Origin of the sequence: Clostridium gasigenes, assembly GCF_017348895.1 — a bacterium.
In the GTDB taxonomy this organism is placed as follows: Bacteria; Bacillota; Clostridia; order Clostridiales; family Clostridiaceae; genus Clostridium; species Clostridium gasigenes.
The window spans coordinates 3,293,910-3,318,300 of sequence record NZ_CP071376.1 but is presented as its reverse complement, the minus strand read 5'-3'; the positions used below and the strand labels follow the sequence as shown (position 1 = coordinate 3,318,300).

At 28.3% G+C, this 24,391-nt stretch carries 26 protein-coding genes and 1 other annotated feature; of the genes, 16 read left to right on the top strand and 10 right to left on the bottom strand.

Annotation, left to right across the window (positions count from 1 at the left end; genetic code table 11):
- The first annotated feature begins 2 nt into the window (after positions 1–2).
- Genes thiM through thiE form a run of 4 tightly spaced genes read left to right on the top strand, consistent with a single transcriptional unit; the run spans position 3 to position 2,693 of the window.
- Complete coding sequence (gene thiM / locus J1C67_RS15550) at positions 3–782, top strand: hydroxyethylthiazole kinase (protein ID WP_167865123.1); 780 nt, start codon at positions 3–5, stop codon at positions 780–782.
- A gap of 2 nt (positions 783–784) precedes the next feature.
- Positions 785–1,447, top strand: a complete 663-nt coding sequence (tenA, locus tag J1C67_RS15545; RefSeq protein WP_167865122.1) for a thiaminase II — start codon at positions 785–787, stop codon at positions 1,445–1,447.
- Between the two features lie 14 nt (positions 1,448–1,461).
- Complete coding sequence (gene thiT, locus J1C67_RS15540) at positions 1,462–2,070, top strand: energy-coupled thiamine transporter ThiT (protein ID WP_167865121.1); 609 nt, start codon at positions 1,462–1,464, stop codon at positions 2,068–2,070.
- Between the two features lie 14 nt (positions 2,071–2,084).
- Positions 2,085–2,693, top strand: a complete 609-nt coding sequence (gene thiE / locus J1C67_RS15535) for a thiamine phosphate synthase (RefSeq protein ID WP_089966137.1) — start codon at positions 2,085–2,087, stop codon at positions 2,691–2,693.
- 112 nt (positions 2,694–2,805) lie between these two features.
- On the opposite strand, the gene J1C67_RS15530 is transcribed toward thiE, so the two are convergent.
- Together J1C67_RS15530 and J1C67_RS15525 are read right to left on the bottom strand one after the other, a co-directional pair.
- Positions 2,806–3,285, bottom strand: coding sequence for an MORN repeat-containing protein (locus J1C67_RS15530; protein WP_167865120.1), 480 nt, complete (start codon positions 3,283–3,285; stop codon positions 2,806–2,808).
- A 386-nt stretch (positions 3,286–3,671) separates the two neighbouring features.
- Positions 3,672–3,818: a hypothetical protein gene (locus J1C67_RS15525; protein WP_167865119.1), complete on the bottom strand. Its 147-nt coding sequence runs from the start codon at positions 3,816–3,818 to the stop codon at positions 3,672–3,674.
- A gap of 212 nt (positions 3,819–4,030) precedes the next feature.
- Between J1C67_RS15525 and J1C67_RS15520 the strand changes: the two genes are divergently transcribed.
- From J1C67_RS15520 to J1C67_RS15480, 9 genes are all read left to right on the top strand, one after another.
- The gene (locus J1C67_RS15520) at positions 4,031–4,699 is read left to right on the top strand and encodes a helix-turn-helix domain-containing protein (protein ID WP_167865118.1); all 669 of its coding nucleotides are present in this window, start codon (positions 4,031–4,033) and stop codon (positions 4,697–4,699) included.
- Positions 4,675–5,586 (top strand): IS3 family transposase, encoded by a 912-nt coding sequence (locus J1C67_RS15515; RefSeq protein WP_167865325.1) that lies wholly within the window; start codon positions 4,675–4,677, stop codon positions 5,584–5,586. The genes J1C67_RS15520 and J1C67_RS15515 overlap by 25 nt, the downstream gene beginning before the upstream one ends.
- Positions 5,587–6,063: 477 nt before the next feature.
- The gene (locus tag J1C67_RS15510; protein WP_167865117.1) at positions 6,064–6,429 is read left to right on the top strand and encodes a GntR family transcriptional regulator; all 366 of its coding nucleotides are present in this window, start codon (positions 6,064–6,066) and stop codon (positions 6,427–6,429) included.
- A gap of 3 nt (positions 6,430–6,432) precedes the next feature.
- A complete protein-coding gene (locus tag J1C67_RS15505) occupies positions 6,433–7,131 on the top strand; it encodes an ABC transporter ATP-binding protein (protein ID WP_167865116.1) in 699 nt (232 codons plus the stop codon).
- Between the two features lie 9 nt (positions 7,132–7,140).
- On the top strand, positions 7,141–7,821 hold the full coding sequence (locus J1C67_RS15500) for a hypothetical protein (RefSeq protein ID WP_167865115.1): 681 nt from the start codon (positions 7,141–7,143) through the stop codon (positions 7,819–7,821).
- Positions 7,822–7,841: 20 nt separating this feature from the next.
- A complete protein-coding gene (locus tag J1C67_RS15495; RefSeq protein ID WP_167865114.1) occupies positions 7,842–8,633 on the top strand; it encodes a DUF4097 family beta strand repeat-containing protein in 792 nt (263 codons plus the stop codon).
- Positions 8,634–8,652: 19 nt separating this feature from the next.
- Positions 8,653–9,249 carry a sugar O-acetyltransferase gene (locus J1C67_RS15490; protein ID WP_167865113.1) on the top strand — a complete coding sequence of 199 codons (597 nt, stop codon included), beginning with the start codon at positions 8,653–8,655 and terminating at the stop codon, positions 9,247–9,249.
- An 81-nt stretch (positions 9,250–9,330) separates the two neighbouring features.
- Positions 9,331–9,557, top strand: a binding site (T-box leader).
- Between the two features lie 111 nt (positions 9,558–9,668).
- Complete coding sequence (gltX, locus tag J1C67_RS15485) at positions 9,669–11,327, top strand: glutamate--tRNA ligase (RefSeq protein WP_167865112.1); 1,659 nt, start codon at positions 9,669–9,671, stop codon at positions 11,325–11,327.
- A gap of 207 nt (positions 11,328–11,534) precedes the next feature.
- Entirely contained in the window at positions 11,535–12,413 is an 879-nt protein-coding gene (locus J1C67_RS15480; RefSeq protein ID WP_167865111.1) for a CPBP family intramembrane glutamic endopeptidase, read from the top strand.
- A 137-nt stretch (positions 12,414–12,550) separates the two neighbouring features.
- On the opposite strand, the gene J1C67_RS15475 is transcribed toward J1C67_RS15480, so the two are convergent.
- Positions 12,551–14,209, bottom strand: coding sequence for a glutamine--tRNA ligase/YqeY domain fusion protein (locus J1C67_RS15475; protein ID WP_089966119.1), 1,659 nt, complete (start codon positions 14,207–14,209; stop codon positions 12,551–12,553).
- Positions 14,210–14,703: 494 nt separating this feature from the next.
- On the opposite strand from J1C67_RS15475, the gene J1C67_RS15470 reads away from it, so the two are divergent.
- Positions 14,704–15,396: an MgtC/SapB family protein gene (locus J1C67_RS15470; RefSeq protein WP_089966118.1), complete on the top strand. Its 693-nt coding sequence runs from the start codon at positions 14,704–14,706 to the stop codon at positions 15,394–15,396.
- A gap of 76 nt (positions 15,397–15,472) precedes the next feature.
- On the opposite strand, the gene J1C67_RS15465 is transcribed toward J1C67_RS15470, so the two are convergent.
- The 7 genes from J1C67_RS15465 to J1C67_RS15435 all read right to left on the bottom strand — a co-directional run bounded on the left by J1C67_RS15465 (position 15,473) and on the right by J1C67_RS15435 (position 22,549).
- Positions 15,473–17,026 (bottom strand): ABC transporter permease/substrate-binding protein, encoded by a 1,554-nt coding sequence (locus tag J1C67_RS15465; protein WP_167865110.1) that lies wholly within the window; start codon positions 17,024–17,026, stop codon positions 15,473–15,475.
- Positions 17,019–18,155 carry a betaine/proline/choline family ABC transporter ATP-binding protein gene (locus J1C67_RS15460; protein ID WP_089966114.1) on the bottom strand — a complete coding sequence of 379 codons (1,137 nt, stop codon included), beginning with the start codon at positions 18,153–18,155 and terminating at the stop codon, positions 17,019–17,021. The genes J1C67_RS15465 and J1C67_RS15460 overlap by 8 nt, the downstream gene beginning before the upstream one ends.
- Positions 18,156–18,542: 387 nt before the next feature.
- The gene (locus tag J1C67_RS15455; protein ID WP_167865109.1) at positions 18,543–19,037 is read right to left on the bottom strand and encodes a hypothetical protein; all 495 of its coding nucleotides are present in this window, start codon (positions 19,035–19,037) and stop codon (positions 18,543–18,545) included.
- Between the two features lie 28 nt (positions 19,038–19,065).
- Positions 19,066–19,671, bottom strand: a complete 606-nt coding sequence (locus tag J1C67_RS15450) for a J domain-containing protein (RefSeq protein WP_089966110.1) — start codon at positions 19,669–19,671, stop codon at positions 19,066–19,068.
- Entirely contained in the window at positions 19,643–20,569 is a 927-nt protein-coding gene (locus tag J1C67_RS15445) for a DUF5685 family protein (RefSeq protein WP_167865108.1), read from the bottom strand. The genes J1C67_RS15450 and J1C67_RS15445 overlap by 29 nt, the downstream gene beginning before the upstream one ends.
- Positions 20,570–20,686: 117 nt before the next feature.
- Positions 20,687–21,466, bottom strand: a complete 780-nt coding sequence (gene zupT / locus J1C67_RS15440) for a zinc transporter ZupT (RefSeq protein ID WP_167865107.1) — start codon at positions 21,464–21,466, stop codon at positions 20,687–20,689.
- Positions 21,467–21,505: 39 nt separating this feature from the next.
- A complete protein-coding gene (locus J1C67_RS15435) occupies positions 21,506–22,549 on the bottom strand; it encodes an amidase domain-containing protein (RefSeq protein ID WP_167865106.1) in 1,044 nt (347 codons plus the stop codon).
- 217 nt (positions 22,550–22,766) lie between these two features.
- On the opposite strand from J1C67_RS15435, the gene J1C67_RS15430 reads away from it, so the two are divergent.
- Positions 22,767–23,675, top strand: coding sequence for a metallophosphoesterase family protein (locus J1C67_RS15430; protein WP_167865105.1), 909 nt, complete (start codon positions 22,767–22,769; stop codon positions 23,673–23,675).
- A gap of 155 nt (positions 23,676–23,830) precedes the next feature.
- Complete coding sequence (gene lepB / locus J1C67_RS15425) at positions 23,831–24,382, top strand: signal peptidase I (protein ID WP_167865104.1); 552 nt, start codon at positions 23,831–23,833, stop codon at positions 24,380–24,382.
- The last annotated feature ends 9 nt before the right edge of the window (positions 24,383–24,391 follow it).

The window sequence follows — 24,391 nt, the reverse complement described above, 5'->3', positions numbered from 1 at the left end:
TTGTGTATAAATTAATAAACAAAGTAAAAGAAGTAAATCCTTTGGTACTTCATTATACAAATGAAGTTACTATTAATGATTGTGCTAATGCAACTTTAGCATTAGGTGGAAGTCCATTAATGAGCTATTCATATGAAGAGGTAGAAGAAATAGTCAGTATTGCAAGTTCAGTAATTATAAATATAGGAACAATGAACTCTTCAAGATTGAATCTATTTATTGAAGCCGGAAAAGCTGCAAATAAATATAATAAACCAGTTATATTAGATCCCGTAGGCGTATTTGCAACAAAAACTAGAGCTGATTTTATAAATAAACTATTAAACAAAGTTAGATTTGATGTTATAAAAGGAAATGTAGCAGAAATTAAATATATTGGAGGCTTCGATGTTAGAGGGCAGGGTGTAGATTCTTTTGATGATGGAGAGGATATATCTGAAATAATAAAAAGAGTAGCAAAAAAGCTAGATTGTATAGTAGTTGCAACAGGTAAGATCGATACCATAACAGATGGAAAAAAAGTAATAAAAATAAATAATGGAACAACTAAGCTTAAAAGCGTTACTGGAACAGGCTGCATGACTGCAAGTTTAATAGGTAGTTATATAGGGGCCTCAGAAAATAAACTTAATGCAGCCGCTATGGGAGTACTTACAATGTCGTTAAGTGGAGAACTAGCAGATAAAGAGGATATGTCAATTGGAACCTTTAAAGTTAACTTAATGGATAATATATTTAATATGAGTGAAGAAAAATTGCGTAAGTATGGAAAGGTGGAATAAATATGAAATTTACAGATTATTTATTTGAAGAAGTAAAAGGAATATGGGATGAATATTTAACTCATCCATTCGTAATCGAAATGGGAGAAGGTACTTTAGATAAAGATAAATTCAAAAATTACCTTATACAAGATTATTTATATCTTAAGGAGTACTCAAAAGTATTTTGTATAGGGATAGTTAAATCTAAAACAATGAAAGATATGAGATTTTTCTATAATTCTATAAAAGGGGCCATGAATGATGGAACCGCAGTTCATATAAGATATTTAGAGGGATTTGGTATATCACAAGAAGAAGTTGAAAACTGTGAATGTAAGTTAGTTACTTCAAGTTATACAAGCTATATGCAAGCATTAGCATTAACAGGAGAATTAAAAGAAATAGCAGCCACTATAATGCCTTGTACGTGGAGCTACAGCTATATAGGAAAATATTTATTTAAAACATATGGAGAAAACCTAGAAAATAATTTTTATAAACCGTGGATAGAATCATATGCATCACAAGGATATACTGATTTTACTAATGAATGGATAGATTATATTAATAATCTTTGCAAGGACTTAAGAGAAGAGGAAAAGAAAAAATTAGTAGGCATATTTGTAAATTCAAGTATTCATGAAATGAAATTCTGGGATATGGCTTATGAAAATATTAAATAAAAGGAGATGATATTATGGTTAATACTGTTATCATATTAGTTAGTATAGTATTATTCGTATTTTACTTAATTGATATTAAAAATAATAAAATAAATACAAAAACAATGGTTTTGGTAGGAATGACGTGTGCAATATCATATGTTCTATATATGATACCTCTAATAAAGTATCCACAAGGCGGAGGAATAACGATGCTTTCGATGATGCCTGTAATGATACTTTCTATATTATGTGGAAGACAAGCCGGGTTAACAGGTGGATTAATATTTGGATTACTTAAGATATTAAATGGCGCAATGATATTAAATCCAGCTCAATTCTTATTAGATTTTATATTTGCAACTATGGCACTAGGCCTTACAGGAACTTTTGGAAATAATAAAAAGTATAAAGTAGTATATGGATGCATATTAGCAATTGTTGTATCCGTTTCTATAAGTGTACTTTCTGGAGTAGTTTACTTTGGGCAATTTGCCCCTCCAGGAATGAATCTGTTAGTATATTCATTATTATATAATGTAAGTAGTGCAGGAGTTGAAGGTTTAGTAGTTACAATTGTAATAGGTATATTACCACTAAATAGGCTAAATAGGGTAGTTAATAAAAAAGATCTGTATTATTAGAGGAGAGAAGCTTTATGAAAGAAAAATTGAAATTATATTTAGTTACAGACTCAAAAATATTAAAGGGTAGAGATTTTTATAAGTGTATAGAAGATTCTTTAAGAGGTGGAGTGACAACAGTACAATTAAGAGAAAAAGAATCATCAGGAAAAGAATTTTTAGATAAAGCTTATAAATTAAGAGAATTAACTAAAAAATATAATGTTATGTTTATAATAAATGATAGAGTTGATATAGCGATTTTAGTAGAGGCTGATGGAGTACATGTAGGACAAAGTGATATTTCTCCATTAGAAGTTAGAAGGCTAATAGGCTCAGATAAAATAGTTGGTGTGTCTGCAAGAACATTAGAGGAAGCTATAGAAGCTAAGAAAAATGGAGCAGATTATTTAGGTGTAGGAGCGATGTTTGAAACAAACACTAAATTAGATGCAAAGGCTGTTAGTATAGATACTTTAAAATACATAAATGAAAATATAGATTTACCGATAGTTGCAATTGGAGGGTTAACTTTAGAAAATATAAAAAAAATTGAAGAATGTAATATAGATGGTTATGCAATTATATCTGCAATTTTAGGTGCTAAAGACATATATTTAGAAACCAAGAAATGGATAAAATAGCGAAGTGGATAATTTAAGCTAAAAGTAAAAATATATATTATAATAAGTATCTAAAAGATAAAAAGGATGTCTTATAATGATTGTAATCATTATAAGACATCTCATTTTAGCGCTATTTAACTAATTCGTCATCTTTCCAGACTCCAACAACTTTTTCACCATCGTGATAAGTCATTATTCCATCACCAATTCTGTTATCATCATTCCATAAACCTATGAAAATATCTCCATTTCCATAAACATAGATACCATTACCAGTTTTGGCACCTTTTAACCAGTTACCAACATACTTTTCACCATCTGGCCAAGTGTATATCCCATATCCAGTTATATCATCATTAACCCAAGTTCCTTGATAAACTTCACCATTTGACCATTCTAAAGTTCCTTCGCCATGGAATTTATTTTGTTTCCAATTTCCAACGTATCTTGAACCATTAGTAAAGGTAAATATTCCAAATCCATCTCTTTTACCATTTACGCCTTCGCCTTCATATATACCGTTAGTTACATGCTGCTCAGTTGCCTCTGCTTTATTAACGGCTATGTTTAAAGCAGAATCCTTAATATTAGTTAATTTAAATTTTTTCATTATTTTAGTTCCTTTCATCAATTACATGAATTTATGTAACATTAGTTTTATTATTTATAGCATATACTATTATAAAAATAATATGCAAATAGACTATTAATAATATATTAACATATTTTTAGTCTAATGGTAATATATTATGTCAATTAACAATAAATATCATTATATAAGGTTTAGTAATAAATCGTAAATAAAGTAATAATGGTATAGATTGAATTATATTATATTACAGAATGTTAAACGTAATTGCAAAATTTTAATAAAAGGCGGGGTTACATATTGAATAAAATATAAAAAAGGACTATGAAATAATTCTCAAAAATTGTTTCATAGTCCTTTTTATGTGTTCTATATAATTAGAACAAGCATATTGTTTATATTATTAATTATTTACCTGTTACTAATGTTAAAAGATATTTAAAATATTCAAGGTCTATACCCTCATTTTTACAATAAATTTTAAAATCCGAATTTAGTCTATCTTCTCTATATTTAGTATCAGCATATAAGTCGTATTGTTCGAAATTTGACATGTCGAAGCCCTCCTTTTATCATATTTTCCTCTCTTTTTGAACTTAGCATAAATGTGTTTGCATTGTCTTTCATAATATAGTCTCCTTTCATAATTAGCATATTTTAATATGCATTATTTTTTTATATAAAAAAGCCATGGATAGTTGATATGCTCCCTATATAGTAGACAGTTAAAATAATAAAACTGTTTTTATAAAGGGGGCATTTTATTATGGGACGAAAATCAAAAGCATCATCTGAAATTAAAATACAAGTTGTTGAAGAGTATTTAACAGGTGAAAATAGTTTAGCACAGATAGCCTATCGATTAGAAGTTAATCCATGTACAGTTGATGCATGGGTACGTAAATATAAAATATTAGGACCACAAGGGTTAATTACTGAAAGTAGAAACACATATTACCCTCCTGAAATTAAGATACAAGCAATAGCAGACTTTCTTAACGCAAAAGGTTCTTTAAGAGAAATTTGTATTCGTCATAATATTTCATCACATAGTGTTCTTCAACAATGGATAAAGCAGTATAATAGTGATAAGACAATTACATCTTGTGCTACTAAAGGAGCTGCTATTATGAACACTGGAAGAAAAACTACTTATGAAGAGAGAATGGAAATTGTTACATTCTGTATCGCTAATGCTAACGATTACAAATTAACCTCTAATGAATATAAAGTTTCTTATCAACAGGTTTATTGTTGGGTAAAGAAATATGAAAAAAACGATTTCGACGAGCTAGTCGATAGACGCGGAAAACATAAAACACTCGAAGAATTAAATGATTCTGAAAAACAGTTAAAACTTTTAGAATCTGAAAATAGGCGTTTGAAAATGGAGAATGATTTTCTAAAAAAATTAAAGGAGATAGAAAGGAGGTAGATACATCTAACAGTTCTCAAAAGAATAAATACATAGCAATAAAAGAGTTACATACGATTGGTTACTCAATTTCTGAATTGTGTAAGTATGCAAAAATTGCACGAGCATCTTATTATAAATGGCTTAATAGACCAGAAACGTTGAGAGATAGAGAAAATGCTATTGTTTTAGATGAAATTATTAAAGTTTATTTAGAAGTTAAAGGTATTTATGGATACCGTCGTATAACATTAAATATTAATAGAAGACTTAATTCACAATACAATCATAAGCGTATTTATAGACTTATGAAATCTATAAAGTTATCGTCAGTCATTCGTAGAAAAAGAAAAAATTATATTCAAAGCACACCTCAAATTACTGCTGAAAATGTGTTGAATCGAGAATTTACAGCTGAAAGACCAAATGAAAAATGGTTAACTGACGTAACAGAATTTAAACTAACAACTGGAAAAAAAGCTTACTTAAGTGCAATACTAGATTTAGGTGATAACAGTATTATTTCCTATGTATTAGGTCATTCAAACAACAATATACTTGTGTTTGATACATTAGACCAAGCTATCGATACGAACCCAACTGCAAAGCCAATTTTTCATAGTGATCGTGGTTTTCAATATACAAATAGAACGTTCAAAAATAAATTAGATAAATTTGAAGCAACACAGAGCATGTCTAGAGTTAGTCGCTGTATTGATAACGGTCCTATGGAAGGCTTTTGGGGCATACTTAAAGTTGAAATGTATTACCTAAGAAAATTTGATTCATATGAGGAACTTGAAGCAGCTATTGATGAATACATAGATTTTTATAATACAAAGAGGCTACAGAAAAAGCTAAAAGGCATGACTCCGATCGAATATCGAAGTCATACCTTAGCATCATAATTTTTTATTATTTACACTGTCTACTTGACAGGGGACAGTTCAAGTCCATGGCTTTAATATCATTATTAAAAATAAATATAAAAAATCCATGAGTAATAATAACTCACGGAAAATTAAACTATTTTATTTTTTTAGTTTAAAGTAGTACAGTCTTTACTATACTTGACGTAGAGTTACCAATGATTATATTAAATTTTGAATTAATATAGATGCTTTTAGTAAATTTATAATAATTTATCATTAAACCCTACCTCCTTTTAAATACTTATTAGGTAAATAATAACACTATTTGAAGCTGTTGTAAATGCTTTTTAGAAAAATAATTATAAAGTTAAGGAATATTGAGTAAATGGAAGATAATAATAGGTACAATAATATAATTTATATTAAATGCTTAAAATGCAATTAACAATTCGCTTGACATAGGTGTATTATACTATTAAGACAGCAAAACTGATGAAGATGAGGTGTATAAGTATGGAATTCGAATTAAATTCAAAGGAACCTATATATATACAAATAAAGAGGTTTATGAAAATGAGGATTGTTTCAGGTGAATTAAAAGAGGGGGAGAGATTGTTGTCTGTAAGAGATTATGCAAGTGAGCTTAAGGTTAATCCAAATACTATTTTAAGAGTTTATTCAGAACTTGAGAATGAGGGACTAATTAGTACCCAAAGAGGAATAGGTAAATTCGTAACTGAAGATGTAGAAAATATAAAAGTACTAAGAAAGCAAGCGTCAACAGATCTACTTAAAGACTTTATTTTAAAAAGTAAGGTTCTTGGATTTTCTAAAGAAGAAATAGTAGAACTAATTAAGTCGATGTATGAGGAGGTATAAAAGATGGGTAAGGTTTTAGAAATTAATAACCTAGTAAAAAGATTAGGAGGAAAAAATGTATTAAATGATATAACATTAAGCTTAGAGCGTGGAAAAGTTCTTGGCATTTTAGGTCCAAATGGTCAGGGGAAAACAACTTTATTAAACTTAATTGCAGGGCTATACAAACCAACCATGGGAGAAATAAAAGTAGATGGAATTTTAGTTGGATATGAAACTAAGAAAATAGTGTCATATCTTCAAGAAAAGGATTATTTATATAAGTGGATGACTGTAGAGGATGCAGCTTGTTTTTATAAAGACTTTTTTAATGATTTTGATGAAGTTAAACTAAGTGAATTACTTAAATTTATGAAATTAGATAAAAAAGCAAAGATAAAAACCTTATCTAAAGGTATGTTAGAAAAATTAGGACTTACTTTAACTTTAAGTAGAAAGAGTAAATTATATATATTAGATGAACCAATATCGGGAGTAGATACAATAAGTAGAGATAAAATAGTTGATACAATTATAAATAATTTAGATGAAGATACATCAATGATAATAACAACCCATTATGTAGGAGAACTTGAGAAACTTTTTGATAAAGTAATATTTATAGGTGAAGGATCCATAATTGAAAAAGGTGATGCTGAGGATCTTCGGGAAAAATATGGAGCATCCATAGACGAAATATATAGAAAGGTATTTGCAGAATAGGTGATGTGTATGAAAAATATATTAAATATAATGAAGTATAGTTTTAAATCTTTAAAAATTTTATATTTTATAGAATTCTTAATACTATTAGTAGGATTAGTTAGTGGTAAATTTTTATCACAATTTACTGGAGGATGGGATGTACTAGCAATAGTATCTACAATTGCTACAATGAATTTTATATCTTATATAATTTTATTTTCAAAACAAATTTCTAAAGACTATGGGTATTTATTATTTTTAACGCCAATTAAAGGTATTGAATTTATAGTAGGACATCTATTAGGATTAGTATCTGCAAATTTAATAGTTATAATAATAGCATTAATAGTGAATTTAATAAATATTGGGGAAATAAACAGTGGTATATTACAAGCAAGTGTTACGGTTATTATGGGGCTTATAACAGCATACTTAATAATTACTGCACTAATAGGAATATTTTCATCATATATTCGAAATAAATTCCTATCAATAATTGCAATTATTATTATTTTTAGTATTGGAAGTTTAATATATGATTTTATAACTTCAATTATATTAAGTATTATGCCATATGTTTATATAACTATAGGAAATAGTAATATAATAGAAATAGATGTAATATCATCGATTCTAGGTATTCTAACAGTACTAGCACTTCAAATTATCGCTGGAAAGTATATTGATAAAAAAATAGACATATTATAAATTAAATAGGGGTGTTAAAAATGAAAATTAAATTAACAATAATGGCAGTTATAATAGGTGTTTTAGCATTAGCTTTAACATCGTGTAATATAAAATTTGGAGTAGAATCAAGAAATGAAAATAATAATGAAGAAGTGGTAAATCAATCTATTTCAATTGACAATATAGAAAATATAGATATTTCTATAGGTGCAGCAAATATAATTATTAATGAAATAGAAGGTAATGATGTAAAGGTAGATTTTCTAGGACAAAGTAATTTAGCAGAGAAAACTATAGTTGAAAAAAGAGGAAATACTATAGTAATTGAAGAAAAGAAATATAATTCAGGTTGGATTAATGGGAAAAATACATTTAAAGATAGAAAAGTCACAATAGGTATTCCAAGCAGTTATATAGATAAGCTATCTTTAGAATATGGAGCTGGAAACGTTACAGTTAAAGGAATAAATGTAAGTGAATTAGATGTTGAAGGTGGAGCTGGTAATTTAGATATGAAAAATATAGTCTTTTCATCATTAGATTTAGAACAAGGAGTTGGAAATACAGATATAGATTTAAAAGAAAAATGCGGCAATATTAAAATAAGCGGAGGTGTAGGTAATCTTACTCTTAGAATGTCAGAAGTAGGTGGAGATTTAGCTTATGAGGGTGGAGTTGGAGAAACTGATATATATATACCTGATAAATCACCTGTAAGAATAAAAACATCATCAGGTTTAGGTGATGCAAAGATTAATGCAAGTACATCCGGAGAAAACACCTATGAATTTGATTTAAGTATTGGAATAGGTAGCTTATCGGTAAATTAAAAAAATGGAGGACTTTAATATGAAATCAGAAAAGCAAAAAATGTTAGATGGGGAACTTTACTCATCATGTGGAGATGAATTATTAAAAGAACGTCAACATGCAAAAGAGGTATTGTTTGACTTTAATAATCTTAGACCTAGTGAAGTAGAAAAAAGATATGAAATATTAAAAGGTTTATTCGGGAAAACTGGTGAAAAATTCTTTATTGAGTCACCTTTTCAATGTGCTTATGGATATAATATCTTTTGGGGAGCAAATTCCTATGCTAATTACAATTTGACTATATTAGATTGTTGTGTTGTTACAATTGGAGATAATGTAATGATGGGGCCTAATGTAAATATATTTGGAGCAGGACACCCTGTACATCCAACACTTAGAAGTATGGACCTAGAGTATGGATTTCCTATAACTATAGAGGATAATGTGTGGATAGGGGGAGGTACTACTATAAATGCAAATATAACTATTGGAGAAAATACAGTAATAGGATCTGGAAGTGTAGTAACTAAGGATATACCAGCTAATGTTATCGCTGCAGGCAACCCATGCAAAGTAATTAGAAAAATAACTGAAGAAGATAAAATTAGGTATTTTAAAGATAGATATATATAGATAATAAATACTATTAAAGTATTTACAAGAATTAATTACAAAGGTATAATTAGAATGTATTTAGGAAAAAATATAAATAAATATTAAGCATTGAAAGAGAAAAGTATATAAGTAGTTATTTTTAAGAGATCTAGGGAAGGTGAAAGCCTAGAAAATAACATTATAGAAAGAAACTCTGGAGCTATATGCCGGAAATTACATTTAGTAGAGTAGGTTTATGGGGTTCTTCCCTTAAAGAGAAATAAGTGAATTAAACTTCTGTTTAATTAATTTAGGTGGTAACGCGGAAGTAATCTTTCGTCCTAAGGTTTTTTAGGACGAAGGGTTTTTTTATATTTCAAGCATTTTTAATTGATAAAACTCTATAATATGGATTGTTATTTATTTGAAAATGACTTACAAAAAGGATAGGTGGAAAAATGAGTTTAGAAAAATTATCAGAAATGTTATTTAAAGGTGTTGATAAAACACCAGAATACTTTATAGCAAAGTATCCAAAAAGAGAATTAAAAGAAGGTGCTGTAGTTACAAGGTATGCACCAAGTCCAACTGGTTTCCAACATATTGGCGGAGTATTTGCTGCCTTAATAAATGAAAGGCTTGCAAGTCAAACAAAGGGTATCTTCTACTTAAGAATAGAAGATACTGATCAAAAAAGAGAGGTTGCAGGTGCAATACAAGATACAATAGATACAATGCATAATTTTGGAATGAACTTTAATGAAGGAACTACTGGAGATAACACAGAAAAAGGATCATATGGACCTTATAGACAAAGTCAAAGATCAGAAATTTATAAAACTTTTGCAAAAGACTTAGTTAAAAAAGGATTAGCTTACCCATGTTTCTGTACACCAGAAGAGTTAACAGAACTTAGAGAAAAACAAATAGCAGAAAAAATAACAACAGGATATTATGGGGAATATGCTAAATTTAGAAATTTATCTCCAGAAGAAGCTATTGAAAAAATAAATAATGGTGAAAAATACATAATAAGAATAAAGTCACCAGGAAATTTTGAAAATAGAGTAGAATTCCATGATTTAATAAAAGGAGACATTAGTTTCCCAGAAAGTAATCAAGATATAGTTATAATAAAGGGTGATGGGCTTCCAACATATCACTTTGCACATGTAATTGATGATGCTTTAATGAGAACAACTCATGTTATAAGAGGAGAAGAGTGGTTATCTTCACTTCCAATACATGTTCAATTATTTGAAATACTAGGATTAGACAAACCAGAATATGCTCATATTCCAACAATAATGAAAAATGATAATGGGTCAAAAAGAAAACTTTCAAAGAGAAAAGATGCAGAAGCTGCTGTTTCTTATTATAAGGAAGTTGGATACCCTATGGTATCAGTTATAGAATATTTATTAAATATTATTAATTCAACATTTGAAGAATGGAGAGTTGAAAATCCATTAACAGATTATCATGATTTTTCTGTAGCTTTAGATAAGATGAGTAAAAGTGGAGCTTTATTTGATACGGTTAAATTAAATGATGTAAGTAAAGATGTAATTTGTAAAATGAAACCAGAAGTGGTTTATGATTATTACACAGCTTGGGCAAAAGAATTTGATGCAGAAATGTTTGAACTAGTAACAAGTAAAGAAGAATTAAGTAAACAAGTATTTAATATAGATAAAGAAGGTCCAAAGCCAAGAAAAGATTTTGCAAAGTGGAGTGATGTTAAAGAAAAAACATTCTATTTCTTTGATGAGTTATTTGAAAAAGAAACTGCAGAGCAAGTAGAATTACCTAAAGGGGTTACTTTAGAAACTGCAAAATCAATAATTGAAGCATATGCAAAAGAATATAATTTTAATACAAATGCAGAAGAATGGTTTGAGGAGTTAAAGGTAATAGCTATAAATCTTGGGTATTGTGCAAATAGAAAAGAGTTTAAAGCAAATCCAGATGCTTATAAAGGAATGATTTCAGATGTGGCAGGAGCAGTAAGATCTTCAATAGCACATAGAACTAATACGCCAGATCTTTATACTATAATGCAAATTATGGGTGAAGAAAAAGTTAGAGATAGATTTAAAAAGTTTATGTCAATTTAAGTATTTAATAGAGGGGTTCTCCTAATGGTTATTAACATCATTAGGAAGGACTCCTCCTTTTTAATATTACAATAGAAGTATGTAGCTTATTAAAGGATTGTAAAATAAATAACAGGTTGGTAGTGTTATTTTTATTTTATAAAGACTAAGGAGAGTTTACAAAAACAATGTATTAATGTAATATTAAGGTAAAGGTGGTGAGTATGAATGAAAAGTAAAATAAAAGGTTTTTTAGTAGCGCTAATGTACATGGCTATTGGGTTTTCAGTTCAAATTATTGTTTCGATTATTGGTGGAATAATAATCGCAGTTAGCTATACTGTAAAACAAGGAGCAGATTCATTAACAGGAGCTGGAAAAGAAGACACAACTGTAATGATTGCTAAACAAATAATGGGAAATATGAATTATATTTTATTAGCATCATCAATAACTACAATATTAATATTTATGCTAATATACAAATTAAGAAAAAAGAAACTTTCAGAAGAATTAAGATTTAAAAAAACAAAGGCATCTAATTATTGGGTAGCATTATTACTTGGAGTTTCTGTGTACTTATTTAATATTGGATTTATTAGTTTACTTAGTAAGGCAGGATTATTTAAAGGGTCATTTTATGCTTTGGAGAAGAATATGTCATTTATTGGGGAAAGCAATATATTTTTAACAATATTAGTAGTTGGGATTGTAGCGCCTTTTGCAGAAGAGTTATTATTTAGAGGAATAATATATAAAACATTAAGTAAAAGTATGTCTATACCCGCTGTAATAATAATTCAAGGAGTGCTTTTTGGTGTTTATCATATGATTCTTGTGCAAGCCATATATGCAACACTGCTAGGAATATTATTTGGGTATGTAACTTATAAAACTAAATCATTATGGCCAGCTATTATAATGCATATGGTTAATAATACAGTTTCAACAATTGCATCATTAATTTTAGGAGAAAGCCTTGAAACAGTATTTTCTCTTATAATCGTATTAAGTTTAGGGTTTGCTATAACCGCAGTTGGAACATTCCTAATTAAAAAGAATAATCCAAAAATAATAGAAGATACTAAAGTAGGAATAGAATTATAAATGCTATTTAAATAGATAAATATAATTTAAAATGACATTTTATAAATAGGTATAAAATAAACACCTAAGGATTACGTAAATAGTATTCCTTAGGTGTTTTTTATTTAAATATGCATTAGTAGTTATATTTAAATAAATTAAAGTTTAAATGAACTTTTTAATGAAACAATTCTATTAAAGGACAATTTATCTTCAGTAGTGTATTTATTATCTACATTAAAGAAGCCATGTCTAAATAATTGATATTTATCTCCAAATGAAGCATTTTTAACTGCCGTAATTTCTATAAATCCATTTAATACCTCAAGTGAATTAGGATTTATTTGTTCAAGGAAGTGTTTCCCTTCATTTTCAGGAGCATCATCTAATATTAAAGGTTCGAAAAGCCTAAATTCAGCAGGTTTACAGTTGTTTGCATCAACCCAATGGATTGTTCCTTTAACTTTTCGTCCTGTAAATCCTGAACCACTTTTAGTTTCAATGTCATAAGTGCAGTGGATTTCAGTTACTTCTCCATTTTCATCTTTAATAATCTCATTACATTTAACAAAATAAGCACCTTTTAATCTAACTTCGTTTCCTGGGAATAGTCTAAAGTACTTTTTAACTGGTACTTCCATAAAATCTTCTCTTTCAATGTAAAGTTCTCTTGAAAATGAAACTTCTCTTAATCCTTGAGATTCATCTTTAGCGTTATTTTCTATTGGAAGCATTTCACTTTGACCTTCAGGATAATTAGTTATTACAAGTTTTAATGGTTTCATAACAGCCATAGCAGAAGGTGCTTTAGGTTGTAAATCTTCCCTTATAAAGAAGTCAAGCATTTGACTATCAACAGTTGATGAAGCTTTAGAAACACCAATTGCTAGGCAAAAGTTTCTAATAGACTCAGGAGTATATCCTTTTCGTCTAAGACCTGCAATAGTTGGCATTCTTGGATCATCCCATCCATCAACTATATTGTTATCAACAAGTTCTTTAAGCTTTCGTTTACTCATAACTGTATTTGTAATATTTAATCTTGCAAATTCAATTTGTCTTGGAGTAGAATTCATTTCACATTCGCGTACAAACCATTCGTAAAGAGGTCTATGATCCTCAAACTCTAAAGTACAAACAGAATGAGTAATGTTTTCTATAGCGTCTTCAAGTGGGTGAGCAAAGTCATACATAGGGTAGATGCACCAAGAGTCACCAGTGTTATGGTGAGACGCATGGGATATTCTATATATAATAGGATCTCTCATGTTTATGTTAGCAGAAGCCATATTAATCTTGGCTCTTAAAACTTTCTCTCCATCTTTAAATTCACCTTTTTTCATTTTATGGAGTAAATCAAGATTTTCTTCTATGCTTCTATTTCTGTAAGGACTTTCTTTTCCAGGCGTAGTTAATGTTCCTCTATATTCCTTCATTTCTTCAGGTGTTAAATCACAAACGTAAGCTAAACCTTTGTTTATAAGAAGTATTGCTTTTTCATACATTACATCAAAGTAATTAGATGCAAAGAAAAGCTCATCCCATTTGTATCCAAGCCATTTTACATCATCTTTAATTGATTCAACATATTCAGTATCTTCCTTAGTAGGATTTGTATCGTCAAATCTTAAGTTAGCCTTACCTTTAAATTCATTTGCTAAACCAAAGTTAAGAACTATAGATTTTGCATGCCCTATGTGAAGATAGCCATTTGGTTCAGGGGGAAAACGAGTTATTATCCCGTCGTGTTTTTTATTTTCTAAATCTTCAATAACTATATTCCTTATAAAGTTTGATGAATTAATTTCATTAGTCATAATTTTTACCTCTCTTATAAAAAAATTATATTTATCTGCAGGTTAAATTAAAGTTTATTATGGGAAACTCCTTTTTCTATACATTCAAAGGAGTAAGTTCAACTAAACTAAATCATAGATTTAAAGAATCACTTATTATGTAAATAAATTTAACTATTTATAATAAGCAAATAAATATATATTAGGTTTTATTATTAATTTTAAACTACAATGAAGAAAAAATAAAGGGATATGGTGGTAAAAAATATTTTTTTATTAATATTTAGTATTTAATTAGGTAAATATTGAAAAAAGATACTAAATAGAGCAATTAAAAGGGAAAAATTAACTTGCTATTATTATAAAGACACCTTAATGACTAAAATAAAAATTAATTAATAAAATTAACTAATAGTTTTAACAAATTAATGTTAATATTTAAAATAGAATAATTAAGTTTTTAGAATATAAACTATTAAAATGAGGATATATATAATTAATAGGAGTGATAAAATATGACAACAAGGGATTTTGTAGTGAGGCTTTTAACAGCATGTATATTAGGAATGCTGATTGGGCTGGAAAGACAATATAGACAAAGAAAAGCGGGGATACATACCAATGTGCTTGTTTCTGTAGGATCTTGTTTATTTGTAATGTTTTCATTAATAGATGGAACTGGAGATCGTACAAGAGTTGCAGCCCAAGTAGTTACAGGGGTAGGTTTTCTAGGTGGAGGAGTAATACTTAGAGAAGGTTTAAATGTTAAAGGGTTAAATACAGCAGCAACTCTTTGGTGCACTGCATCTGTTGGAGTGCTAGCTAGTGGCGGATACATTTTATTTGCAATTATAGGTGCATCAATGATTATAATATCTAATTTGATTTTAAGACCACTTGGTAGAAAATTATATAGATTAAAACAAGAGGACATTGAAGAGGAACTTTTATATGAAATTAAAATTAGATGTTCTGAAAATCAAGAAGGTAATGTTAGAAAGTTAATAATGACTATGATAAAAGATGAAAAGCTATTTTTAAGGCGATTAGATAGCAATGATGAAGAAGATGGATCGGTAAAGGTAAAAGTTAATGTAATGGGATCAAGAAGTGATGATGTGATATGTGAAAGAATTGTAAGTACCATAGGGTTAAATCCAGAAGTTTATGGAATTGGTTGGTATGTAAAAGAAGAGGAAGGGGAATAAATTAATTATTTTACATTCTTTAGTCATTTTTAAAAATAAATCCCGTGTTAAGATTATCTTAACACGGGATTTATTTTTAATTATCAATTAGACCTTGTGATCGAAGATATTCTTTAGCAACATTTGAAGCATCCTCGCCAAGATCATCAACTTTATAATTAAGGTCAATCATAGTTTGTTCATTAATTGTACCAGATAGCATATTTAATACGGTTTTAAGTTCAGGATATTTTTCAAGAGTTTCCATTCGTACAAGTGGGATTGCATCGTAAGGTGCAAAGAAATTTAAATCATCTTCTAAAACCTTAAGATTAAAGGATTTTAAAAGCCCATCAGTTGAAAACGCATCTATAACATCAGATTCACCACTATTAAGAGCAGTATAACGCAGCGCTCCATCTATTCCAACAGAATTCTTGAAATTCAAATTGTAAGCTTTAGATAAATTAGGAAATCCATCTACTCTATTTAAAAACTCTAAAGTTGGTCCAAAAACTAATTCAGGACTTACTTTAGCTAAATCAGATATTGAATTTATCCCATATTTATCCGCAACTTCAGGTTTCATAGCAAGACTATAGGTGTTATTAAAGCCTATAGGATCTAATAAAGTCACATTACGTTCTTTTTCCATAAGTTCTTTTGATTTTGAATAAACAACTTTACTATCAGTAGACGGTTCTTGATTTAATACATTAATATATAAACTTCCTGTATATTCAATAGCAAGGTCAATTTCACCAGCATAAAGTGCAGCCATACTAACAGAACTACCGGCTAAACTGAATTTTCTATCTACATTCAAATCAGTATGTTCTTCGATTAACTCCGCATACATATTTCCTAAAATTAATTGTTCAGAAAAGCTTCTAGCACCAATAACTATTTTTTCGGTTTTTGGTTTTAGAATAGCAAAGAGTGAAGAACCTATAAAAGCAAACAAAATTATAAATAAAGTAACTTTTAAAACAGTTGACTTAGATTTACGCTTAGTTGGATTTAATCCCCTTGGAGTAATAAGAATTTCAATTTTTCCGAAAAGAAAATCTATTAAAAGAGCTAATATACAAGATGGAATAGCTCCAGCTAAAATCATATTGTTATTAACAGTTTGTATTCCAGAATAAACAAGGTATCCAAGTCCACCAGCGCCTATAAATGCAGCAAGAGTCATAAGTCCAACTGCGGTAACAGCAGATATTCTAACACCAGACATGATTAGTGGAAGAGCTAGTGGCATTTGAACTAGTCTAAGGGTTTGGTTACTAGTAAGCCCCATACCTTTAGCTGATTCAAGTATATTAGGATCAATATTTGTAAGTCCTGTATAAGTATTCTTAACAATTGGTAGTAAGGAGTATAAAACTACCATAGTAATAGCTGGAACACTTCCAATACCAAGGATAGGAATTAATAATCCAAGAAGAGCCATAGAAGGAATAGCTTGTATTATATTTATTAAACCGGAAATAGGTTTTTGAAGTGATTTAATTTTAGTTATCAAAATACCTATTGGAATACCTATTAAAATAGCAACTAAAATAGCTCCGAAAGTTAAATATATATGTTGAAGAAAAAGACTTGAAATTTCCTCTTTTCTATTTATTACAAATTCAAAAAAATTACTCATTACTTGAATCCTCCATATCTAAGAATTGTTCACTTAAGACAGAAATTAAACTACTTCTAGTTACAAGTCCAGCTAGGTGATTATCTCTTGTTATAACAGGAATATAGCCGAATGAATGAGCGTTAATTAGCTCAAGTATTTTTAAAATATTATCATCTTCATAAACAGATATAACATCATGCTCCATTATATCCTCGAGTTTAGTTTCTTTTGCAGTACTACGCTTAATATCTTTTAAAGTTACAAGTCCTTTTAAAATATTAGATTTATCAACAATAAGTAAACTATCTACCTTGTTAGTTCTCATAATTTCAATTGCTTGCAGGATATTTCTTGAAGAAGAAACTGAAATAGGAGTTTTAATCATAATATCAGTAGCTTTTATAAATTCAGGGTTGTCCCAAACTCTATTTGTTCCAATAAAATCTTTAATAAAATCGTTAGCTGGATTTTTAAGAATATTTTCAGGCGTGTCAAACTGTGCAATTGTTCCATTAATCATAATACAAATCTTATCAGCTAGTTTTATAGCTTCTTCCATATCATGAGTAACAAATATTATTGTTTTATGAAGCTCTTGTTGCAATGAGAAAAGTTCCTCTTGGAGAGAACTACGTGTTATAGGATCAAGAGCACTAAAAGGCTCATCCATTAAAATTATTTCAGCATCACTAGCAAAGGCTCTTGCAACTCCAACTCTTTGTTGTTGTCCACCACTTAATTCACTAGGATATTTATCTAAGTAATCTTCAGGACAAAGCCCAACAAGATTTAATAGATCATTGGTTTTGGTAGCAATAGATTCTTTAGATTCAATATTCTTCAATTTAGGAATTAAAGAAATGTTTTCTTTGATAGTCATATGAGGGAAGAGGCCGGTATTTTGAATAACATAACCAATTCCTCGTCGAAGATCTATGGTGTTCATTTTAGAAATAGGCATATTATTTATATAAATTTCACCAGACGTAGGCTCGATAAGTTTATTTATCATTTTTAATGAAGTGGTTTTACCACATCCACTAGATCCGATTAGAACAATAAGAGAACCTTTCTCTATAGTTAAGTTTATATTTTCTAAAATAGTTTTTGAACCAATTTTTTTAGTTATATTTTCGAATTTTATCATATTCATACCTCCTTAAAGACGATGACAACTTATTTTTGGTTTTAGGTTGTCAGTATCAGTATAACATAATTAACCCAAAAAAGAAAATATGAGCAAATAAGTTTGGGAAATTATAGTATTATAAATAAGAATATATAGAAGGAGAACTTAGGTCTGTGAAAGTAAATAATAAGTTAAAGATGGGATGGATATTTTGTGCAATAGTAAGGAGGCAGACCTTGTTGCTATTATTCTATCAGCGTGTTCAGTCGACAAGGTATGGTGCAAAATAGGCTAGCATACTGACTTGTTATTTATTAAAATGCCCCTTAAATTAATACCTAAAAGAAGCTGAAATAAGTGTTAAATATAATCACTTATTTCAGCTTATCTTAATTAGGCATTCTCTTACATGACCTTATGAAATCTATTTAAATAATAACCAATAATAAGGGTTAGTGCATAATCAAATACTATGAATGTTGGTTGAGCTAGTAGCCATAGTAGCCATAAAGGAATATTGATTACAACATTACCTAAGAATAATGTTGCCACTGTAAAACTTATTATGAAAATTATATTAAATATTATAAGTTTTAATATAATCTCAAGATATAATTTTCTTAGCCTTTCAATATAATATTTAATAATCCCATAAACGCCAAAGAATAATCCATAATATACAATTATATTAATAGGAATTATAAAGAATCCTAAAGTTGTAGAGCCAATATAAACAAGAAAACCTGTTTTAACAGAACTACGGATTATACATATAGGAATTAAACAAGAGGCTAAGGTTAAAATTGTAAGTGTACTTATGGGTAGTATAGAACTAGAATATAATATTACTAGTGTAAGAGCTATTAAAATACCACCAAGAGTTAAGTCTTTAGCTTTCAAAATTTAAACCTCCAATATATTTATAATATTAGCAGCAACCAATTAAGTCTCCACCAGCACATTCACAAAGGCTATCAAGACACCAAAGATTTATACAACAATCTAAATTATTTGAATTATTTCTTCCTGTTTGTCTATAAAAGTTCCCTCCATAAGATTGGCCTCTTTGATTTATTGAATTTAAGGCTTGCTTATATTCAAAGTTGTTTGGATCCATGTTTACTGCTGCTTGAAGATGCTTAAGAGCGCCATCATACCAACCCTTATTACTTAAGACTACTCCATAAAGGAAATTCCATTCTGCATTTTTATTATTAATTGAATTAAGTTTAGCTTCAGCAGCTGAGAATTGTCTTCCTTGAATAAGTCTTCTAACTTCACTTAAATCATAGGTATCATTTGAATTGCCAGTGGAATTAGATGAATTACTATAGCTTGAGCTTGATTTACCATTCCCTTTAGTTAATTGATCATAGGCACTATTAATTTCTCGCATTTTTTCATCAGCTAATTCACGAAGCGGGTTATCCCCATATTGATCTGGATGATATTGCTTTATAAGCTTTCTATAAGCTGATTTAATTTCCTCTTGAGTAGCACCGGGTTTAATTCCTAATATTTCGTGTGGATTCATTTTTAAAGTCACTCCTTTTATTTTCATTAGTATTATTTAATACATTAATATATTTATCCATCATGCCAAGCTCTAGTGTATTATTTAAAAGATCAATATTTCTATGTATTGGTAGTTTAGATAAATACTCAACACAATTATATGAACAATTTAATATGGTAAACTCAATTCTTTCTTTAATATTTTCTTTAAGTTCAATGTAAGATAAATTCTTATCATTATATAGAAAATTAATAGGATTAAATTTTTTCTTTTCCATATCCGCCTTTAAATCATCCAAAGCATCAATTAAATAAATCCATTTGCCTAAAGTATATCCTAAATTATAAAGATTGTCCCTAAGCTCTGCACTATCATCTATTAATTTATGAGGATAGCACTTAAGAATATTAGCCACTATTTCACTAAATGGATGGCATATTTCATCAATTGATGAAAAACTCAGGTTGTTTTCTAAATCACTTAAATCTTTTAATTTGATAGAAATTAGTTTGTTAAGTTCAATTATAGATTTATCGAACTTCTTTTTATATGGAGATAATGTAAGCAATTGGACCCTACTATATAAGGTGTGGTCATCTTGAACATCATCTAAAATCTTATAATAAACTAAAGCTACATTCATGGCAGCTGCATAACTTAAAGGTTTATTATTAATAATTACAGGCTTTTTACTAGTTGGATGTGGAGCACATCTTTTTAGGTCAAACTCAACTTCGTCTAAAGACAAGCCATCTAAAAGAAGAGCCAAAAATGTCATATCATAGTTCAAAGTCATCCTTGGAATGTTACCAAAATCTTTTTTTATATGAAAACATAATCCGCAATAATAACTTCTAAATCTATTAAAATCTTTTATTTTCAGTTCTTGTTTTAAGGGAGTTACATATCCAAACAATTAATCACCTCTAAAATTTATTACGCACCGTAATGCACCTTGTAAATTTATTATACAAAAGTAGAGCAATATAAACAATGTATAAAGTATTTAAATTTTTAATTAAAAGTATTGTGATTAAGTCCAAATATGACTAATTGGAATAATACATATGCCTAGAAATACTGAAAATACATAAGTTTTATGATATCCATATTTTCGTGAAGCTGGTATTAATTCAGCAAAAGATATATATAGCATAATACCTGCAACAATAGCAAAAATAACACTTAAAATAATATCGTTAATAAAAGGTTTTAAAAATAAGAAAGCTATAAAAGCACCTAGCGGCTCTGCAATCCCTGAATAAAAGGTATATTTAAACGCTTTTAGTTTACTGCCTGTAGAATAATAAATAGGCATAGCAATGGCGATACCTTCTGGAATATTATGAAGTGCAATAGCAATAGCTATATAAATACCTAAAGTTGTATTTTCATAAGCTGAAACAAAGGTAGCAATACCTTCAGGAAAATTATGTAGCATAAGGGCAATCATAGATACAAATCCTACTCTATAAAGTTTAGAATCTGAAGATTTAGAACTGTTTACATGCTTATCTTGTTCGGGAATAAAAAAATCTATAAGCATAGCTATAAATGCTCCAATAATTAAGAATATAAGAGAAAAAAATATGCCAGTAGGCTTTCCATGATATTTACTTAGTGTTGTCTCAGCCATTGGAAATAAATCAGTAAAAGAAATTGTAATCATAACCCCAGCAGAAAATGCTAGTGAAAAAGTAATAAGTTTTTTATTTTCTGATTTTGAAAAAAATACAATAAATGCACCTATAACAGTAGATAAACCAGCAAGTACTGATAATAGTAAAGGTATAAATGATTGATTATCTAGCATAAGAAATACTCCTTTTATTTGATATTTTTTTTATCTACCTTATTTGATTTGCAAACTTCTAATGCGTTTATAAAAGATAGGGTAAGTTTCACTAAGTGGAAAATCTAATTTGTCATAATCATGGCAACAATAAAGTAATTCACCGTCATCCATCATGTCGGTTATAATTCCAGTATGAGAAAATCGTTCCTTAATAGGACTAAAGAATTGAATAATAGTTCCAATAGGATTTGGACATAATTCCTGAAATTCAATTGCAAAATTATTTTTAACAATATAATCTCTAAAGGGGATTACCATTATCCAAGAAGCTGTATAAGGCTTCCAATTATGAGTTTGATTTAAACCAGCAAAATTAAGAGCTTGAGATACAAAATTGGTACAATCTCCACCACTATTATTGAAGTTAGTATAATTTTTATTATACTTTAAGGCATAAGTACGGGCATATTTAATTAACTTTTCACCATTAATAAGAGTTGAATGGATCTGGATGTTTGATTTGTATAATTGGGTTTGACTATTTCTAGTATCTTTTATTTCAGTAATACTTGAAATATTATTAGAAGATAAAGAATTCTTTAAAATAGTATAACTGTTATATAAAATATTTAAGTTATTAACACGTTGATTCCATAAATATTCTCCTGAATTTCTAGATGATGAAATGTTTTCCAGGCTACTAGTTGATAAGGTTTCATAAAAAGTAGGGTTTTCTTCTTTATAGACCACAGTGTTAATATAATATTTATTATTTTTCTGAGAAATGAGAAATATAAATTTTTCATTATTTGATTTATGGAAAACTTTTGAACTAATATTATAAGAAAATACTCTGTTACGATTAACATGAATACGATATAAGTTGCTAAGGTTGTCTATAGAAGTTATAGAAAAATCAAAATGATGATGTTTAATTTTCTTATTTAGTTTTTTATACCATTCATCTTTAAATATAAAATTAGCCAACGTATCTTCTAATAAAACTTCATTACTAATTAATTTTCTAGCATTAAATTCACATTTGCAGTAACTACTTAATGTATTTAGCTTGAAATATTCATAAATTAATTTATATAACATGTAAACCATCCTAAATATTTTTGTAAAACTCAATAAAGAAATTATAGAGTTTTATTATTAATAAAGTATATGATATTTGAATTAATGATATGAAAAAATATGAAATTAGGTGAGTGAATAATAGGGTTAAATAGGATAGAAAAGTTCTATATGGTTAAACTAGTATGGTAAGGAATCTAAAAAATATAATAGAAAAACTTAAAGGTAAGGTGATTTTATGAAGAAGATATTAGTGAAAATATTATTTTTTAGTAGCTGTTTTGTTTTATTTGTATCATTTTTCAATATACATGCTGAAAACTTAAGTGAAGAGAAAGAAAATCTTGCTTTTGCAATTTTATCCGATGTACATATTAATGAAAAAGATAAAACTAAAAGTGAAAAATTAGAGAATGCTCTTTCTATTATTAATAAAAAAGTACCAAATATAGATAAGTACATATTTACAGGAGACTACACTAATAGTGGATATATTGAAGAATATAAGTTACTTAATGAAATTTATTCTAGAAATGTTTCATCCAATGAAAAAAGAATAACAATAATGGGGAATCATGATTACTGGAATGGGTTAAACATTGAAGATTCAAAAAATAGATTTAGAAATGAGCTTAAAGAAGAACTAAATTCAAGTCGTAAAATAAAGGGATACACATTTATTTTATTAAGCACAGAAAATGATGAGGTACATGGATATTACTCAGAAAAAAGTTTGGATTTTGCGAAAAAAGAAATAGAAAAGTCTATAAACGATAATCCGAGCAAACCTATATTTATATTTACACACCAACCACCTAAAGATACTATTTATGGAAGTGATATATGGGGTAATAACCACTTGAAAGAAGTTTTTAATGAATATAAACAAGTAATTTTATTTGCAGGTCATTCTCACTTTCCACTTAATGATGAAAGAGGAATATATCAAAACAATTATACTGTTATTACAGCTGGTGGAATAGGCGGCGTTGATATTGAAGAAAATAATATAGATGAAGGAAGTCAAGGGTTAATAGTTAAAGTAGATAAAAATAATAAGATAACAATAATAAGAATGGATTTCTCGAATAATGAAGAAATAAAAAAACCATGGATTATAGATAATTTTAAAAAATCTAATTTATAAGTACATAAAAGAAAAATAATAATAATTAGGTTATTTTCTATAGTATAAGTAAAATAAAAAGTCGACAAGGTGAAAAATTGATTGTATAGTTAAATTATGTAATATAATTAGGAGTGTCCGTTAGAAAGGGTAATAAAATAAAAGGTGGAAAATAAATGAAGGTAGATAAAAGAAATAAAGTACTTCAAGGGGTAGTTGAATATATCAAAATAATTTTTATAGCATTTATTTTAAGTGGAATAGTTATGTGTTTTATTAGAATAACAAAAGTAGAAGGGAAATCAATGGAACATACACTTCAGGATAAAGATATTCTTTTACTTAACCGTAGAAGTTATAAGAAAAAAAGTCCAGAGTATAAAGATATAGTAGTTATTGATACATTTAATGGGAAAAATAATTTTATAATTAAAAGGGTGATTGCAATAGAAGGCGATACATTCGAAATAAAAAATAATAAGATTCTATTAAATGATAAAGAACTAGATGAGGAATATACAAAGCTTGGAGAAAATACAAAATATGAGGATTTTAGTAAAATAACTATACCAAAAGATAAAATATTTGCAATGGGGGATAATAGAGAAAACTCTGCTGATAGTAGAGTTTATGGAGTTTTCGATTGTAAAAAGCAAGTTATAGGTGAAATTATGATTGGGCTAGTACCGTTTAAGAGCCCAAAGGATTTGTTAATAGAAAATAGCTAAAATTAAAAA

Excerpts from the sequence above, each read along its gene's own strand:
- J1C67_RS15470 (WP_089966118.1), top strand. The coding sequence starts at position 14,704 with ATGACAACAAGGGATTTTGTAGTGAGGCTTTTAACAGCATGTATATTA.
- gltX (WP_167865112.1), top strand. The coding sequence starts at position 9,669 with ATGAGTTTAGAAAAATTATCAGAAATGTTATTTAAAGGTGTTGATAAA.
- J1C67_RS15430 (WP_167865105.1), top strand. The coding sequence starts at position 22,767 with ATGAAGAAGATATTAGTGAAAATATTATTTTTTAGTAGCTGTTTTGTT.
- thiE (WP_089966137.1), top strand. The coding sequence starts at position 2,085 with ATGAAAGAAAAATTGAAATTATATTTAGTTACAGACTCAAAAATATTA.
- J1C67_RS15490 (WP_167865113.1), top strand. The coding sequence starts at position 8,653 with ATGAAATCAGAAAAGCAAAAAATGTTAGATGGGGAACTTTACTCATCA.
- J1C67_RS15505 (WP_167865116.1), top strand. The coding sequence starts at position 6,433 with ATGGGTAAGGTTTTAGAAATTAATAACCTAGTAAAAAGATTAGGAGGA.
- J1C67_RS15450 (WP_089966110.1), bottom strand. The coding sequence starts at position 19,671 with ATGAATCCACACGAAATATTAGGAATTAAACCCGGTGCTACTCAAGAG.
- J1C67_RS15520 (WP_167865118.1), top strand. The coding sequence starts at position 4,031 with ATGGGACGAAAATCAAAAGCATCATCTGAAATTAAAATACAAGTTGTT.
- J1C67_RS15475 (WP_089966119.1), bottom strand. The coding sequence starts at position 14,209 with ATGACTAATGAAATTAATTCATCAAACTTTATAAGGAATATAGTTATT.
- J1C67_RS15525 (WP_167865119.1), bottom strand. The coding sequence starts at position 3,818 with ATGTCAAATTTCGAACAATACGACTTATATGCTGATACTAAATATAGA.
- J1C67_RS15510 (WP_167865117.1), top strand. The coding sequence starts at position 6,064 with ATGGAATTCGAATTAAATTCAAAGGAACCTATATATATACAAATAAAG.
- tenA (WP_167865122.1), top strand. The coding sequence starts at position 785 with ATGAAATTTACAGATTATTTATTTGAAGAAGTAAAAGGAATATGGGAT.
- J1C67_RS15480 (WP_167865111.1), top strand. The coding sequence starts at position 11,535 with ATGAAAAGTAAAATAAAAGGTTTTTTAGTAGCGCTAATGTACATGGCT.
- thiT (WP_167865121.1), top strand. The coding sequence starts at position 1,462 with ATGGTTAATACTGTTATCATATTAGTTAGTATAGTATTATTCGTATTT.
- J1C67_RS15460 (WP_089966114.1), bottom strand. The coding sequence starts at position 18,155 with ATGATAAAATTCGAAAATATAACTAAAAAAATTGGTTCAAAAACTATT.
- J1C67_RS15530 (WP_167865120.1), bottom strand. The coding sequence starts at position 3,285 with ATGAAAAAATTTAAATTAACTAATATTAAGGATTCTGCTTTAAACATA.
- J1C67_RS15435 (WP_167865106.1), bottom strand. The coding sequence starts at position 22,549 with ATGTTATATAAATTAATTTATGAATATTTCAAGCTAAATACATTAAGT.
- zupT (WP_167865107.1), bottom strand. The coding sequence starts at position 21,466 with ATGCTAGATAATCAATCATTTATACCTTTACTATTATCAGTACTTGCT.
- lepB (WP_167865104.1), top strand. The coding sequence starts at position 23,831 with ATGAAGGTAGATAAAAGAAATAAAGTACTTCAAGGGGTAGTTGAATAT.
- J1C67_RS15495 (WP_167865114.1), top strand. The coding sequence starts at position 7,842 with ATGAAAATTAAATTAACAATAATGGCAGTTATAATAGGTGTTTTAGCA.
- J1C67_RS15465 (WP_167865110.1), bottom strand. The coding sequence starts at position 17,026 with ATGAGTAATTTTTTTGAATTTGTAATAAATAGAAAAGAGGAAATTTCA.
- J1C67_RS15500 (WP_167865115.1), top strand. The coding sequence starts at position 7,141 with ATGAAAAATATATTAAATATAATGAAGTATAGTTTTAAATCTTTAAAA.